The following is a 13,885-nucleotide window of genomic DNA, read 5'->3' as shown; positions in this document are numbered from 1 at the left end:
GTGCTCATTAGAGGACCATCCCTTCTGCAGCCCTCTTCGGTAGGGTTGTGACCTCTCGGTCCCGGTGGGTGCATGGCCAGTAGTGCGAGCCGTTCGACGGCCAGCATGAGTTCCGCCAGCCCCGCCGGGCCGAGGCCGTCTGATCGGCTTCAGGGACACGCCCCGCAGAGGGCCGATTAATGAGCTCCCGGCAGACGACCTCACCACCACCGGGCAGGTGCTCCGTCGACGTCACAGGAGTACTTCTTTCGTGTTCATCGGATGGGACTGGGCGACCGAGACCCATGACGTCACCGTCATGGACGACGCCGGAAAACGCGTGGACCGGTGGGAGTTCGCCCACACCGAAGAGGGATTCGCCAGGACCCTGGCCCGGCTGGGGAAGCACGGAGCCCCGGCGGATCTGCCCGTGATGATCGAGACCAGCCGCGGCCTGGCCGTGGACCGGCTGCTGGTTGCCGGCCACCCGGTGGTGCCCGTGCATCCCAACGCCTTCCACGCCATGCGCCCGCGCTGGGGCGCCAGCAAGGCCAAGACCGACGCGGGCGACAGCATGAAACTCGCCGACTACCTGCGCACCGACGGCCACTTGCTGCCCCGGCTGGAGCCCACCGAGCAGGCCACCCTCGATCTGCAGGCCCTCACCCGGACCCGCGCCGACCACGTCGAGGCCCGCATCGCGGCGGTCAACCAGCTTGCCGCGCTGCTGGACATGCACTGGCCCGGAGGCAAGGCCGTGTTCGCCAACCTCGACAGCGACATCGCCATGGCCTTCCTGGAGCGCTACCCCACCCCGGCCTCCGCCGCGAGGCTTACCGCCGGACGCCTCGAAGCCTGGTGCAAGCGCCACGGCTACTCCGGCAGGAAGCCCGGAGGTGTCCTGATCGAACGCCTGCGGACGGCCCCGAAGGCGGCCTCCCGCCTCAGCGAGGCAGTCGTCGAGCAGCTGGTCCAGGTCCAGGTCCAGCTGGTGAAGGGCATCCGCACGACCATCCGCACGCTGGACAAGACCATCGCCGAGGCGGTCGAAACCCACACCTACGCGCCGCTGTTCGCGACGATGCCGCGCATCGGCAGGGTCAGCCTCGGCCAGATCATCGGTGAGATCGGCCCGCTCCTGGAACGCGCCCGCACCAGCGAGCAGCTCATCGCCGAGGCCGGGGTCGTCCCCGTGACCCGAGCGTCGGGCAAGTCCCGCACCGTCGCCTTCCGCTTCGCGACCAACCGCAGAGCCCGCGTCGCCCTGACCGCCTTCGCCGACAACAGCCGGCACGGCAGCGACTGGGCCGCGAAAATCTACAACGACGCCCGAGCCCGCCAGAAACGACACCCCCACGCCATCCGCATCCTGGCCCGCGCCTGGCTTCGCGTGATGTGGGCCTGCTGGCGCGACGGCACCTGCTACGACCCCGCCATCCACCAGGCCAACGGCAAGATCAACACGACCACCGACACTGCCTTGGCGGCATAGAGGTTGACTCAGGAAACTCATGCGCTCACCCCCAGGCAGTCGCGCAGCCGGATGAGTCCGTCGCGCAGCCGTGTCTTGATGGTTCCCAGTGGTACGGACAGCAGCTCGCCGACCTCCCGGTAGGTCAGCCCGCGGTAGTACGCCAGCGTCACCGATTCCCGCTGGAGTTCGGAGAGCGTCCGCAGACAGCGACGGACCTGTTCCCTCTCCAGCCGGCTCTCGACCTGCTCGGACACCTCGTCGAAGTCGGGGGTGCGGTCGAGCAGCGCTGCCTTGTGCTCCCGCGCCGCGGTCGCCTCGGCCGAACGGACCCGGTCCACCGCACGGTGGTGGGCGAGCGTCAGCACCCAGTTCATGGCGCTGCCGCGGGACGGCTGGTAGCGGGGAGCGGTGCGCCACACCTCGACGAGCACCTCCTGGGCGACTTCCTCGGACTGGGCCGGGTCGCGGAGCACGCTCCGTACCAGGCCCAGGACCGGCCCGCTGACATGGTCGTACACCCGGGTAAAGGCGTCCTGGTCACCACGGGCGACCTGGACGAGCAGATCCTCCAGGCCGGGTCCCGGCGAAGGGACCCCACTGATGTGTACGGCTTCTCTCACGCGGACGGTCCTCCCGGAGCACGCATCGGTTTCCTCTGTGATTCGGAGCCGGCGCCCAGGTGGATTGGTCGAAGGTCCTGCGGATCGTCGAGCAGATCGTCGAGCCGGCGGCTCCACGGCAGCGGTGGCTACCGGTTCTCCGGCCGGCCGGAGACCGCGTGCGTGGGCTCAACCGTTCGGGACCTGGATCCTACGGCCGCGCGCAGGACCAGCAGGACCACCAGGCCAAGCGGCGAGAGCAGGATCGTCAGCACCAGCAGGGGGCCCGTCACGAGCGGGGACAGGCCGAGCCTGCGGGACTCCAGGAACATCCACTGCCCCAGCAGCAGATCCCATGCGATGACCTGAGCCCAGACCGCTCCGGCACCGTTCGCCAGTGACGTCAGGTCGCGGAACCCGTCGAGGTCGGGACTGCTCACCACGGCCCACAGCTCAGGGAACACGGGGGCGGCCATCACGGCCCAGAGGAGGAGCAGCGGAAGGACGGTCAGGGGTGAGGCGGCCACCCGCGCGGTGACGCGCAGGCCCGGCGCGAAGATCATGAGCAGCCAGAACGGTGCGGCAACCAGGAAGGTGATCTCGAAGAGCGCACCGGTCATGACACGAGCGCCTTGCCCGGCGCACCGGTCGAGGCGGCGGAGGCGCCCGGCCGCAGTGCCGCGAGGGCTCCGGCAGCCGCAGCGGCGGCGATCAGCCCCGCGACCGTGAGGGTCGCGCCGTCCGGATGGACCAGATCCTGCCCGCGAAGCGCCTGCCAGGCCGTCAGGGCGACGACCGCGAAGTAGGCGCCGGAGGCGACGAGCACCAGCCGCAGGCGCACACGCTCCTCGCGCAGCCGGGCCACCCGCGGCGCCAGGAGGACCAGGGCGAGAAGGAACAGCGGGAGCGCCTGCAGCGCGTGCATGCCGATGAAGTGCGGGACGCGCAGGTCGCCGCCTGTCGTCGACCAGCCGGTGAGCGGCATCGAGGGCCCGCCGTCCGGTACGCCGACCGCATGGGCGCCGACCACGTCGGCGGTGTCGAGATCTCCTGCCGCCCTCTGCCCGGCGGAGGGCCGCGCCATGAGGAAGCCGAGCCCGGCGCCCACCAGGGCGATCAGCACCCCGGACCGCACGGCCCAGGCCGAGGCGCGGTCGTCGATCCGCGCACGGAGCAGCAGCAGAGCGATGACGAGGGTGCCCGCCCAGAGGATCACGACGGTGACGGCCATCGCCTCGTAGAGCGCGGAGTCGAGCGGGGTCGCGTGGTTGAAGTGGCTCCGCCTCCCCCTGATCACCTGAGCGGTGATGACCACCATCTCCCCGGTGGATGCGAGGGCGACGACGGTCCCGGCCCACCAGCCCGCCCGGCGGCCGCGGGTCAGGAGTGTCAGCATCCACGCGAGGGCCCCCGCGTAGACCGCCAGCGAGACGGCGAACTTGAACGGCTTGGCCCAGATGGGCGCTCCCACCAGCATCCGGTCGTCCACCAGGATGCCCGCCGCCGCGACGACGGACATCACGGCCATCGACGCGGTGAACAGGACTAACGGCCGGTGCCAGGTACGCCAGGACTGCATGGATCCCCCCAGGAAAGATATGGATAGTGGTACTGTCCGCTATCCGATAGGGGAACTATCTATGATGGGGGTCGGCTTGGCAAGCTCCTGGAGGGTGAACACGCAGTGCGCATCGGTGAACTGAGTCGGCGGTCCGGCGTTCCGGTACCCACGATCAAGTACTACGTACGGGAGGGGCTGCTGCCCGCGGGCGAACTGACCAGCCCGAACCAGGCGCGCTACGGGGACGGGCACGAGCGCAGACTGCGGCTGATCCGGGCCCTCCTGGACGTCGGCGGGCTGTCACTGGCCGCCATCGCGGAGGTGCTGGAGGCGGTCGACGACCCCGAGCAGCCGGTGCTCAAGGTGCTGGGGGCGGCGACCTCGCGCCTCACGGCCGAGGGGTCCGGAGCGTCCGGGGCGTCCGGGGAGGCGGACCCCGAGGAGGCCGGGGCGCGCGAGGAGGTCGCCGCCCTGCTGGAGCGGCGTGGCTGGCGGGTGCACGCCGAGAACCCCGCGGTGCGGTCGCTCACGGGGGTGCTGGCAGCTCTGGACAGGGCGGGGCACGGCAGGTTCGTCGAGCTCCTCGACGTCTACGCGGACGCGGCGGAGTCCATCGCCCGCGCCGACCTCGACTACGTGCGGCGGCGTGTGGTGCGCGAGGACCTGGTGGAAGGTGTCGTCGTCGGCACGGTGCTCGGGGAGGCGATGTTCGGCGCGCTGCGGAGGATCGCCCACGTGGACGCCTCCGACCGTGCCTACGGGGGCGGCGCGCAGGGCGACGGCGAGCGGTGAACCGCCCGGGGTGAGACACGGCGGAACCCGGCCGCCGTCCAGGGCGGTGACCGGGTTCCGTGGGGTGCCGGGAGGGTCAGGCGGCGCTCTCCTGCTCGCGCTCCACCTGCTCGTTCCACTCGCGCTTGACCGCGCGCCACGCGTCGTCGTTCTGGCCGAGGCGCCAGTAACCCGAGATCGACAGCTGCCGCAGCGGGATGCCGCGCTCCAGGCGGAGGTGGCGCCGGATCTCCTTCACGAAGCCCGCCTCGCCGTGGACGAAGGCCTGCACCTCGCCCCCGGGGAACTCGAGCCCGCACACCGCCGCGACGAGAGCCTCGCCGACCGGCCGGTCGCCGCGGTGCAGCCAGGTCACCGATACGCCCTCCGGGGCCACGAGCTTCTGCTCCTCCGAAGGGTCCGGAACCTCCACGAAGGCGTGAACCGGCGCACCTTCGGGCATCCGCTCCAGCGCGGCGGCGATCGCGGGCAGGGCGCTCTCGTCGCCCACCAGGAGATGCCAGTCGGCCGAGGCCTCCGGGGCGTATCCGCCGCCCGGACCCAGGAAGGTCACCTGGTCGCCCCGCTGTGCCCGGGCCGCCCAGGGGCCCGCCAGGCCCTCGTCGCCGTGCACCACGAAATCGACCACGAGCTCACCGGTCTCCGGGTCCCAGGAGCGGACCGTGTACGTGCGGGTGGTGGGCCACAGCTCGCGCGGGTACTCCTCGCGGATCGCCGCCATGTCGAAGGGGTGGGTGTACTCCGCGCCCTCCGGGGCGAAGCACAGCTTGATGTAGTGGTCGGTGTACCCCGCGAGGGTGAAGCCGGCCAGGCCTTCGCCGCCGAGGACCACGCGCACCATGTGCGGGGTGATCTGCTCGGTGCGCAGAACCTGCGCTCCCTGCGCCTGCGGTGCCCGGCGTTGCGGCCGCTCTGCCACGAGGTTCTCCCTGCTCTGGACGTATATGAGGCACTGCGAAGTTAGGATTACCTAAGTTAGCACCTTCACGCCTGGAGCGTGAGGAGCAGGCGCTGCAGCGCGTTCCCCAGGCCCCACCGCGCGGCGAGTTCCTCCAGGGCCGCGGGGTCGCGGGGTTCACGGGGGAGTGCGGGGGTGAACTCGGGCAGGGGTACGTCGCCGGCCACGCGGACGACCTTCGGGGCGACCGCGACGTACGCCCGGGCCTCGTCCAGGCGCTTGCGCTGGGACGGGGTCAGCCGCGACGCGGGATCGTCCACCGCGGCCATGATCCCGGCCAGGTCACCGAAGGCGTCCAGCAGCTTGGCGGCCGTCTTCTCGCCGATGCCCGGCACCCCCGGCAGCCCGTCGCTCGGGTCGCCGCGCAGCAGGGCCAGATCGACGTAGCCGCTGCCGTCCACGCCGTACTTCCCGCGGAGCCAGGCCTCGTCGGTCACCTGGAGCGTCCCCACTCCCTTCAGCGGGTAGAGCACGCGCACCCCGCGGGAGTCGTCGACCAGCTGGTAGAGGTCGCGGTCCCCCGTCACGATGTCCACGGGGCCGGTGGCGCGCCCGGTCAGGGTGCCGATCACGTCGTCCGCCTCGTACGGCGCGACGCCCACCCGGGCGATGCCGAGGGCGTCCAGCACCGCCTCGATCACCGGGACCTGCGGGGAGAGTGTGTCGGGGATCTCCTCCTCGTCGGGGACCCCCGCGGTGGTCTCGACGGCCACCCGGTGCGCCTTGTAGGTCGGGATCAGGTCGACCCGCCACTGCGGCCGCCAGTCGGCGTCCATGCAGGCCACCAGGTCGTCCGGCCGGTGGTCCTGCACGAGCCGGGCGATGAAGTCCAGCAGCCCGCGCACGGCGTTGACCGGGGTGCCGTCCGGTGCGCGGACGGAGTCCGGGACGCCGAAATAGGCGCGGAAGTAGAGGGAGGCGGTGTCGAGGAGCATCAGGCGTCGCGTCACACCCCGATGATGCCGCACCCCACCGACACCCGGGCCGGGTGGAGTGCCTGGTTCCCGGTGCGGCTGATTCATGTGAGTGAACTGGGTCACACGCGTGTTTGGGTCGCGTAAGTGCGGGCAGGCGCGGCACTGGAGCGATCACGTCCATTTTTCAACGATGCGCGTGCTCTGCGGGCCGAATCCGTGCCGCTCCACAGTCTGCCGGCGGGGGTGGCAGACCGTTTCGGTTCAACGCGTGAGGTGTATGTGTCAAGGCTGCAAGCGGAGCACCTGTACAAGGTGTTCGGCAGACGACCCGATCAAGCCGTGCGGAAGCTCGAGGGCGGCACCCACCGCGACGAGTTGCGCGCCGACGGAACGACCGCAGCGGTGATCGATGCCTCGTTCACCGTGGAGCCCGGCCAGATATTCGTCGTCATGGGGCTCTCCGGATCTGGCAAGTCCACACTGCTGCGGATGCTCAATGGCCTGCTGGAGCCGACCGCCGGCCGGGTGCTGTTCGACGGTCAGGACCTGACCGCGCTCAGCCCCCGCGAGCTGCGCAGTGTCCGCTCCACCAAGATCAGCATGGTCTTCCAGCACTTCGCGCTCTTCCCCCACCGGAGCGTGCTCGAGAACGCCGCGTACGGCTTGGAGGTCCAGGGCGTCCCGCGCGCCGCGCGTGAGGCGCGCGCCGCGGAGGCGCTGGAGATGACGGGCCTCGCCGGCTGGGAGAAGTCCTGGCCCGACGAGCTGTCCGGCGGCATGCAGCAGCGCGTGGGCCTGGCCCGCGCGCTCGCCACCGACGCCGACCTGCTGCTGATGGACGAGTCCTTCAGCGCGCTCGACCCGCTGATCCGCCGCGACATGCAGGACCAGCTCCTCGAACTGCAGAAGCGTCTGAAGAAGACGATCGTCTTCATCACCCACGACCTCAACGAGGCCATGCGCCTCGGCGACCGGATCGCGGTGATGCGGGACGGCGAGATCGTGCAGCAGGGCACCGCCGAGGACATCCTCGTCCGGCCCTCCAACGACTACGTCGCCTCCTTCATCCAGGACGTCGACCGCTCCAGGGTGCTCACGGCCGGCTCGATCATGGAGGCGCCCGAAGCGGGCCGCTCCCACGAGGAGCTGCTGGCCGAGGCCCCCGCGACGGTGACCTCGGAGACCCCCATCGCCGAGCTCTTCACCCCGTGCTCCACCAGCGGCGCGGACGTCGCCGTCACCGGCGAGGACGGCGGTGTCATCGGTGTCGTGCCCCGGGAGACACTCCTGGCCGCCCTCGGTGAGGAACCGCAGGTGCACCAGCAGGTGCCGGTACAGCGTGAGGTCAAGAAGGTGATTGCCGGTGCCTAGGATCTCCTTCGGTTCATGGGTCGAGAACGCGGTCGACTGGCTGCAGTCGAACCTCACCTGGATCTTCGACGCCATCAAGACCGTTCTCGGTGGCATGTACGACGGCGTGAACGCCGTCCTGAGCGGCGGTGAGCCGCTGCTGATGGCCGGCATCCTCGCCGTCCTCGCCTTCTGGCTGCGCGGCGTGATACCCGCCGCGCTCACCTTCGCGGGCTTCGCGCTCATCGACTCACTCGCCCTCTGGGACGAGGCGATGGCCACGCTCTCGCTGGTCGTCGTGGCAGCGGTCATCACCATCGTGATCGCGGTGCCCATGGGCATCTGGGCGGCCCGCAACAAGAGGGTCAGCTCCGCGCTGCGGCCGGTGCTCGACGTCATGCAGACGATGCCGGCCTTCGTCTACCTGATCCCCGGCGTCATGTTCTTCGGCGTCGGTGTCACCCCCGGCGTGATCGCCACGATCGTCTTCGCGATGCCGCCCGGCGTCCGCATGACCGAGCTCGGCATCCGCCAGGTCGACAGCGAGCTGGTCGAGGCGGCCGAGGCCTTCGGGACCTCGCCCAAGCACACCCTCACCCGGGTGCAGCTGCCCCTCGCCCTGCCCACGATCATGGCCGGGATCAACCAGGTCATCATGCTGGCCCTCTCCATGGTCGTCATCGGCGGCATGGCCGGCGCCGGCGGTCTCGGCGAGAAGGTCTACGCCGCGATCACCCAGCTCCAGGTCGGCCTCGCCGCCGAGAGCGGGATCGCCGTCGTCATCCTCGCCATGTACCTGGACCGGATGACCGGCGCGCTCAACGAGCGGGTCTCCCCGCTCGGCCGCCGTGCGGCCGCCAAGGTGGCCGCCGGTGCGCGGAAGCTGAAGTTCGCGCACTACAAGCCCGGAACCGCCGTCGCGATGACCGGTGTCGTCGTCCTCGCGCTCGTCGCGGGCGGCCTGAACATCGCGGGTTCCTCGGACTCCGAGGCCTCGCAGGCCGACGGCAGCGCGAACGTCGGCAAGGGCCAGAAGATCAACATGGGGTACATCCCCTGGGACGAAGGCATCGCCTCCACCTACCTGTGGAAGGAGATCCTGGAACAGCGCGGTTTCGAGACGGGGATGACCCAGCTCGACGCGGGCCCGCTGTACTCCGGTGTCGCCCGCGGTGACATCGACTTCCAGACCGACTCCTGGCTGCCGACGACGCACAAGGACTACTGGGACAAGTACAGCGACCAGCTGGACGATCTCGGTTCCTGGTACGGGCCGACCTCGCTGGAGCTGACGGTTCCGTCGTACGTCAAGGGCATCGACTCGCTCGAGGACCTCAAGGGCCAGGGCAAGAAGTTCGACGGCAAGATCATCGGCATCGAGTCGAGCGCCGGGATGATGGGCACCCTCAACAAGAAGGTGCTCAAGGAGTACGGCCTGGAGGGCGAGTACAAGGTCGTCTCCTCCAGCACCTCGTCGATGCTGGCCGAGCTCAACCGGTCCATCAAGAAGAAGGAGCCGGTCGTGGTGACCCTGTGGTCGCCGCACTGGGCCTACGGCAAGTACGACCTGAAGAAGCTCGAGGACCCGAAGGGTGCCTGGGGCAAGGGCGAAGAGGTCCACACCGTCGCGCACAAGGGCTTCGCGAAGAAGTCGCCGGCCGTCGCCAAGTGGCTGAAGGACTTCAAGCTCACCGAGAAGCAGCTCACCAGCCTGGAGAACGAGATCCAGGGAGCCGGTGAGGGCAAGGAGCAGGACGGCGTCCGCACCTGGCTGAAGAAGAACCCCGGCCTCGTCGACAAGCTGGCCCCGGTGCCGGGCGGCGCGGGCGGCTCGAAGCAGGGCAAGGACGCGGGCAAGACCGTCAAGCTCGGGTACTTCCCCTGGGACGAGGCCATCGCCAGCACCTACCTCTGGCAGAACATGCTGGAGGACCGGGGTTACAAGACGACGGTCAAGCAGCTCGACCCGGGCCCGCTCTACACCGGACTCGCCCAGGGACAGCTCGATGTCCAGTTCGACTCGTGGCTGCCCACGACGCACAAGGACTACTGGAACCGGTACAAGGACAATCTCTCCGATCTCGGTTCCTGGTACGGGCCGACCTCGCTGGAGCTGACGGTTCCGTCGTACGTCAAGGGCATCGACTCGCTCGAGGACCTCAAGGGCCAGGGCAAGAAGTTCGACGGCAAGATCATCGGCATCGAGTCGAGCGCCGGGATGATGGGCACCCTCAACAAGAAGGTGCTCAAGGAGTACGGCCTGGAGGGCGAGTACAAGGTCGTCTCCTCCAGCACCTCGTCGATGCTGGCCGAGCTCAACCGGTCCATCAAGAAGAAGGAGCCGGTCGTGGTGACCCTGTGGTCGCCGCACTGGGCCTACGGCAAGTACGACCTGAAGAAGCTCGAGGACCCGAAGGGTGCCTGGGGCAAGGGCGACGAGATCCACACCGTCGCCAAGAAGGACTTCGCCAAGGACTTCCCGGAGCTGACCGGGTGGCTGAAGGACTTCAAGCTCAGCGAGGCGCAGCTGGCCTCGCTCGAGGTGGAGATGCAGAAGGGCGGTGCGGGCAAGGAGAAGGAGTCCGCGCGCCGCTGGATGGACGCCAACCCGGACGTGGTCGACAAGCTGGCGCCCGTCGGCAGCTGATCCACGCCCCCGCCACGACGAAGGGGACGGCCCCGGTAGCGAACCGGAGCCGTCCCCTTCAGGCTTGTTCCAAGGAGTCCCCGAAGGTCCTCCGTCCGCCCCCGTCCGTAAACTTCCCCTCCGTCTCGCGAACGACATGCGTAGGGTGCTGGCAACCGGGAGGATGGCGATCCGGGGAGGGAGCCGGACATGGACGACAAGGAAGCCCTTCGAGTGGGTGCCGCGGTCCGTCGACGCCGCAGGACACTCGGACTCACGCTGGCCGCGGTGGCAGGGCGCAGCGGGCTGTCCGTACCGTTCCTCAGCCAGATCGAGAACGAACGGGCCAGACCCAGCCCCAGGTCCCTGGACCTGGTGGCGCAGGCACTGGAGACCACGACCGAGCGGCTGCGGGCCGCTGCGGACTCGGCACGCGCCGTGGACCTCGTACGCGCGGACGACGAGGACGGCGTGCACCGGCTGGTGCGCGGACGGCACCAGCTCAGCGCGCTGGAGTTCATCGGCGAGCAGGATCTCGGGCGCGAGTTCCAGCACCGCAACGACGAGGTGATGTACGTCGTGGACGGTGCCGTCGAGGTGGAGGCCGAGGGACAGGCCCACCGGCTGGGCAGGAGCGACACGCTCTTCCTCTCCGGAGGGGTCCGGCACCGGTGGCGGGCGACCGTCCCCGGCACCCGGCTGCTGGTCGTCTCGGTGGCCGAACACATCGACGCGACGTACGACTCGCGTCGCTGACGGGGCCCCGGTGCGTGTCGTCTCCCTCGTCCCCTCGCTGACCGAGGCCGTGGCCGTCACCGGCCCCGGACTGCTCGTGGGGGCCACCGACTGGTGCACCCACCCGGCCGGGCTGGACGCCGCCAGGATCGGCGGCACCAAGAACCCCGACACCGCCGCCGTGGCGGCCCTGCGCCCCGACCTCGTGCTCGCCAACGAGGAGGAGAACCGGGAACCGGACCTCGCCGCGCTGCGGGACGCGGGGCTCGACGTCCTGGTCACCGAGGTCCGTACCCTCGACCAGGCCTTCGCGGAGCTGGAGCGGGCCCTCACCGCCTGCGGCCTGGCCCGGCCGCGCTGGCTTGACGAGTCCGAGGCGGCCTGGGCGGCGCTGCCTCCCGCACCCGCCTCCCGCCCCGCGATCGTGCCCGTCTGGCGCAGACCCTGGATGGTGCTGGGCCGCGACACCTTCGCCGGAGACCTGCTGGCCCGCCTCGGCGTACGGAACGTCTACGCCGGCCACGCCGACCGCTACCCCCGCGTGCCTCTGGACGAGCTGAACGCCTCCGGTGCCGAGCTGGTCGTGCTGCCCGACGAGCCCTACCGCTTCACGGCCGCCGACGGCCCCGAGGCCTTCCCCGGGATGTCCGCCGCGCTCGTCGACGGGCGTCACCTCACGTGGTACGGACCGTCCCTGGCCGAAGCGGCCGGGGCCCTGCGAGCAGCGCTCCGGTGAACAGCCCGCCCAGTGTGCGTACGGCCGACACCGCCCAGGCGGTCACCAGCAGCGCGTAGAGCGCGACGGCCAGCCAGGTGAAGGCGTCCAGACCGGTGTGCCGGGCGAGGCCTGCCGCGCCGGTGACACACGTGCCGACCGGGAAGGTAAAGCCCCACCACGTCATCGTGAACCCCATGCCGCGCCGCATCGCGCGCACGACCATCGCGGCGGAGAGGGCCAGCCAGAGCAGGGCGAACCCCATCACCGGCACCCCGTACAGGACGGCGAACGCGCCGAAGGCCGGCGCGTAGGGCGCCGCGATCGCGCCCGGCGCCACGTCGGCCAGCTGGTTGACCGCGGTCGTGGACTGGCCGAGCGGACCGAGCACGAGGAAGAGCGTCGGGGTCAGCGCGAGGGGCAGCGGGCCCTCGTGCACCAGCCGTGCGAAGACCAGCGGGACGACGACCAGGGTCGCCAGCAGGGACAGCCCGAACATCGCGTAACAGGCCAGCAGGAGTGCCGTCCGCCCCTGGCCGGGCGCCAGCTCCGGCACCAGCAGCGGACCGACCGCCGCCGAGACCATCGGGGACACCAGCGGCAGCAGCCAGACCGGCGACGCGGTGCCCGGGGCGGGCCGGTGGCGGACGACCATCAGATACGGGATCGCCACCGAGACGGCCAGGGCGGCGACGGTGCCGGCGGTGAACAGCACCGCGTCCACCGCGACGGCCGCCTGATGCCCGAGGACGTCCCGGCCGACCACCAGGGTGCCCGCGCCGACCGCGAGCAGTGCCATGGCCATGCAGCCGTGGAAGGGGGCGACGGCAGGGTCCATGAGGTGGGCGCGGGCCTGGTCGCGGTGCAGGATCCAGTGCCCGGCGCGGGCACTCAGCACGACGGCGAGTGCCACGGCCGACAGGGCCCACACCACGACGCACGCGGACCGCAGACCCGGTACGTCCACGGGCAGCGAGGCGCCCGCGGTGCCGACGATGGCGGTCCCCATGACCGTCGCGTACCAGTTGGGGCCGAGGTGCCGCAGGGACGGGAGCCGGAGGGCGAGGGGGGAGGAGACGGGGCTCCCGGTCTTGGTCTGCGGAAAGATGGCCATGCCACGATTCTCCGGGGGGCGGGCCGTCACCCACCAGGAGGCACCGGGCTATGAGGCCATAGGCTGGGGTTATGTCCAGTCCCGTGCCCCCGCCCCCCTCGCTCTCCCACCGTGTTCCCGACCTGGGGGCCATGGTTCTCCTGCTCGCCGTCGCACGGCACGGGAGCCTGGGCAGGGCGGCACGGGACGTCGGCATCAGCCAGCCCGCGGCGTCCGGCCGCATCCGGTCGATGGAACGCCTGCTCGGCGTCGCGCTCCTGGACCGATCGCCGCGCGGCTCCCGGCTGACCGACGCGGGGGCCCTCGTCACCGACTGGGCGCGCCGGGTCGTCGAGGCGGCCGAGGCGTTCGACGCGGGGGCCCAGGCCCTGCGGGACCGGCGTGACTCCCGGCTGCGGGTGGCCGCGAGCATGACCATCGCGGAGTACCTGCTGCCGGGCTGGCTGATCGCCCTGCGCGCCGACCGTCCGGGGACCGCCGTGTCCCTGGTGGCGGGCAACTCGGCGGCGGTCGCCCTGCGGCTGCTGGCCGGCGAGTCGGATCTGGGATTCGTCGAGGGCCTCTCGATACCGGAGGGACTCGACGGCACCGTCATCGCGCACGACCGGCTCGTCGTCGTGGTCGCCCCATCCCACCCGTGGGCGCGCCGTGGCCGGCTGACCCCCTCGGAGCTCGCCGCGACACCTCTGATCCTGCGGGAACACGGTTCGGGCACCCGGCAGGTCCTGGACGCCGCGCTCGCCGTCCACGGCGGACTGGCGCGCCCCCTGCTCGAACTCTCCTCGACCACGGCGGTGAAGGGGGCGGCGGAGAGCGGCGCGGGCCCCTGCGTGCTGAGCGAGCTCGCGCTGGGGGAGGAGCTCTCCGCACGGCGCCTCGTCAAGGTCCCGGTCGAGGGCGTACGGCTGCGACGTCAGCTGCGCGCGGTCTGGCCCGCCGGGCACCGGCCCACCGGGCCCGCCCGCGACCTGCTCACCCTGACCGCGCGTGAGACCGCCGGAACCTGAGCGTGCGGCAGACCGCCCGGACGTGGGAGCCCAAGACCCCGGGGAAGGCCGCGCGCGC

The 13,885-nt window shown here is 70.9% G+C and carries 13 protein-coding genes; 7 read left to right on the top strand and 6 right to left on the bottom strand.

All coding sequences use genetic code 11. From position 1 onward, the window contains the following. Window positions 1-250 precede the first annotated feature (250 nt). Window positions 251-1,471, top strand: coding sequence for an IS110 family transposase (locus tag B9S57_RS11855; RefSeq protein ID WP_103515515.1), 1,221 nt, complete (start codon window positions 251-253; stop codon window positions 1,469-1,471). A 17-nt stretch (window positions 1,472-1,488) separates the two neighbouring features. Here B9S57_RS11855 and B9S57_RS11850 read toward each other — a convergent pair whose 3' ends face one another. The 3 genes from B9S57_RS11850 to B9S57_RS11840 all read right to left on the bottom strand — a co-directional run bounded on the left by B9S57_RS11850 (window position 1,489) and on the right by B9S57_RS11840 (window position 3,631). Continuing rightward, window positions 1,489-2,073 (bottom strand): sigma-70 family RNA polymerase sigma factor, encoded by a 585-nt coding sequence (locus B9S57_RS11850; RefSeq protein ID WP_103515514.1) that lies wholly within the window; start codon window positions 2,071-2,073, stop codon window positions 1,489-1,491. Window positions 2,074-2,201: 128 nt separating this feature from the next. After that, window positions 2,202-2,672 carry an ABA4-like family protein gene (locus B9S57_RS11845; protein ID WP_103515513.1) on the bottom strand — a complete coding sequence of 157 codons (471 nt, stop codon included), beginning with the start codon at window positions 2,670-2,672 and terminating at the stop codon, window positions 2,202-2,204. Then, window positions 2,669-3,631 carry a hypothetical protein gene (locus B9S57_RS11840; protein WP_103515512.1) on the bottom strand — a complete coding sequence of 321 codons (963 nt, stop codon included), beginning with the start codon at window positions 3,629-3,631 and terminating at the stop codon, window positions 2,669-2,671. The genes B9S57_RS11845 and B9S57_RS11840 overlap by 4 nt, the downstream gene beginning before the upstream one ends. A gap of 105 nt (window positions 3,632-3,736) precedes the next feature. Between B9S57_RS11840 and B9S57_RS11835 the strand changes: the two genes are divergently transcribed. Next, window positions 3,737-4,405: a MerR family transcriptional regulator gene (locus B9S57_RS11835; protein ID WP_103515511.1), complete on the top strand. Its 669-nt coding sequence runs from the start codon at window positions 3,737-3,739 to the stop codon at window positions 4,403-4,405. A 76-nt stretch (window positions 4,406-4,481) separates the two neighbouring features. Here the strand turns inward: B9S57_RS11835 and B9S57_RS11830 are convergent, their stop codons facing one another. After that, the gene (locus B9S57_RS11830) at window positions 4,482-5,324 is read right to left on the bottom strand and encodes a siderophore-interacting protein (RefSeq protein WP_103515510.1); all 843 of its coding nucleotides are present in this window, start codon (window positions 5,322-5,324) and stop codon (window positions 4,482-4,484) included. Between the two features lie 65 nt (window positions 5,325-5,389). Further along, window positions 5,390-6,298 (bottom strand): 5'-3' exonuclease, encoded by a 909-nt coding sequence (locus B9S57_RS11825; RefSeq protein ID WP_103515509.1) that lies wholly within the window; start codon window positions 6,296-6,298, stop codon window positions 5,390-5,392. Between the two features lie 261 nt (window positions 6,299-6,559). Here B9S57_RS11825 and B9S57_RS11820 point away from each other — a divergent pair, with 261 nt between their 5' ends. The 4 genes from B9S57_RS11820 (at window position 6,560) to B9S57_RS11805 (ending at window position 11,727) form a co-directional block, all read left to right on the top strand. Then, the gene (locus B9S57_RS11820) at window positions 6,560-7,651 is read left to right on the top strand and encodes a glycine betaine/L-proline ABC transporter ATP-binding protein (protein WP_103515508.1); all 1,092 of its coding nucleotides are present in this window, start codon (window positions 6,560-6,562) and stop codon (window positions 7,649-7,651) included. Further along, entirely contained in the window at window positions 7,644-10,277 is a 2,634-nt protein-coding gene (locus B9S57_RS11815) for an ABC transporter permease/substrate binding protein (RefSeq protein ID WP_103515507.1), read from the top strand. The genes B9S57_RS11820 and B9S57_RS11815 overlap by 8 nt, the downstream gene beginning before the upstream one ends. A 189-nt stretch (window positions 10,278-10,466) precedes the next feature. Further along, the gene (locus tag B9S57_RS11810; protein ID WP_103515506.1) at window positions 10,467-11,012 is read left to right on the top strand and encodes a helix-turn-helix domain-containing protein; all 546 of its coding nucleotides are present in this window, start codon (window positions 10,467-10,469) and stop codon (window positions 11,010-11,012) included. Between the two features lie 10 nt (window positions 11,013-11,022). Next, window positions 11,023-11,727, top strand: coding sequence for a helical backbone metal receptor (locus tag B9S57_RS11805; protein WP_103515505.1), 705 nt, complete (start codon window positions 11,023-11,025; stop codon window positions 11,725-11,727). Here B9S57_RS11805 and B9S57_RS11800 read toward each other — a convergent pair. Further along, window positions 11,666-12,820, bottom strand: coding sequence for a TDT family transporter (locus tag B9S57_RS11800; protein WP_103515504.1), 1,155 nt, complete (start codon window positions 12,818-12,820; stop codon window positions 11,666-11,668). The two genes, B9S57_RS11805 and B9S57_RS11800, sit on opposite strands and share 62 nt — an antisense overlap. Window positions 12,821-12,891: 71 nt before the next feature. Here B9S57_RS11800 and B9S57_RS11795 point away from each other — a divergent pair, with 71 nt between their 5' ends. Beyond that, window positions 12,892-13,827, top strand: coding sequence for a LysR family transcriptional regulator (locus B9S57_RS11795; protein ID WP_103515503.1), 936 nt, complete (start codon window positions 12,892-12,894; stop codon window positions 13,825-13,827). The last annotated feature ends 58 nt before the right edge of the window (window positions 13,828-13,885 follow it).

The organism is Streptomyces sp. SM10 (genome assembly GCF_002910915.1).
Lineage (GTDB): Bacteria > Actinomycetota > Actinomycetes > Streptomycetales > Streptomycetaceae > Streptomyces.
Note: the sequence above shows the minus strand (reverse complement) of the source record. Positions and strands in the feature narration are given on the sequence as shown.

What these genes read in the sequence shown, in the direction of transcription:
- B9S57_RS11795 (WP_103515503.1), top strand. Translation starts at nt 12,892, where the DNA reads ATGTCCAGTCCCGTGCCCCCGCCCCCCTCGCTCTCCCACCGTGTTCCC.
- B9S57_RS11845 (WP_103515513.1), bottom strand. Translation starts at nt 2,672, where the DNA reads ATGACCGGTGCGCTCTTCGAGATCACCTTCCTGGTTGCCGCACCGTTC.
- B9S57_RS11825 (WP_103515509.1), bottom strand. Translation starts at nt 6,298, where the DNA reads ATGCTCCTCGACACCGCCTCCCTCTACTTCCGCGCCTATTTCGGCGTC.
- B9S57_RS11810 (WP_103515506.1), top strand. Translation starts at nt 10,467, where the DNA reads ATGGACGACAAGGAAGCCCTTCGAGTGGGTGCCGCGGTCCGTCGACGC.
- B9S57_RS11800 (WP_103515504.1), bottom strand. Translation starts at nt 12,820, where the DNA reads ATGGCCATCTTTCCGCAGACCAAGACCGGGAGCCCCGTCTCCTCCCCC.
- B9S57_RS11840 (WP_103515512.1), bottom strand. Translation starts at nt 3,631, where the DNA reads ATGCAGTCCTGGCGTACCTGGCACCGGCCGTTAGTCCTGTTCACCGCG.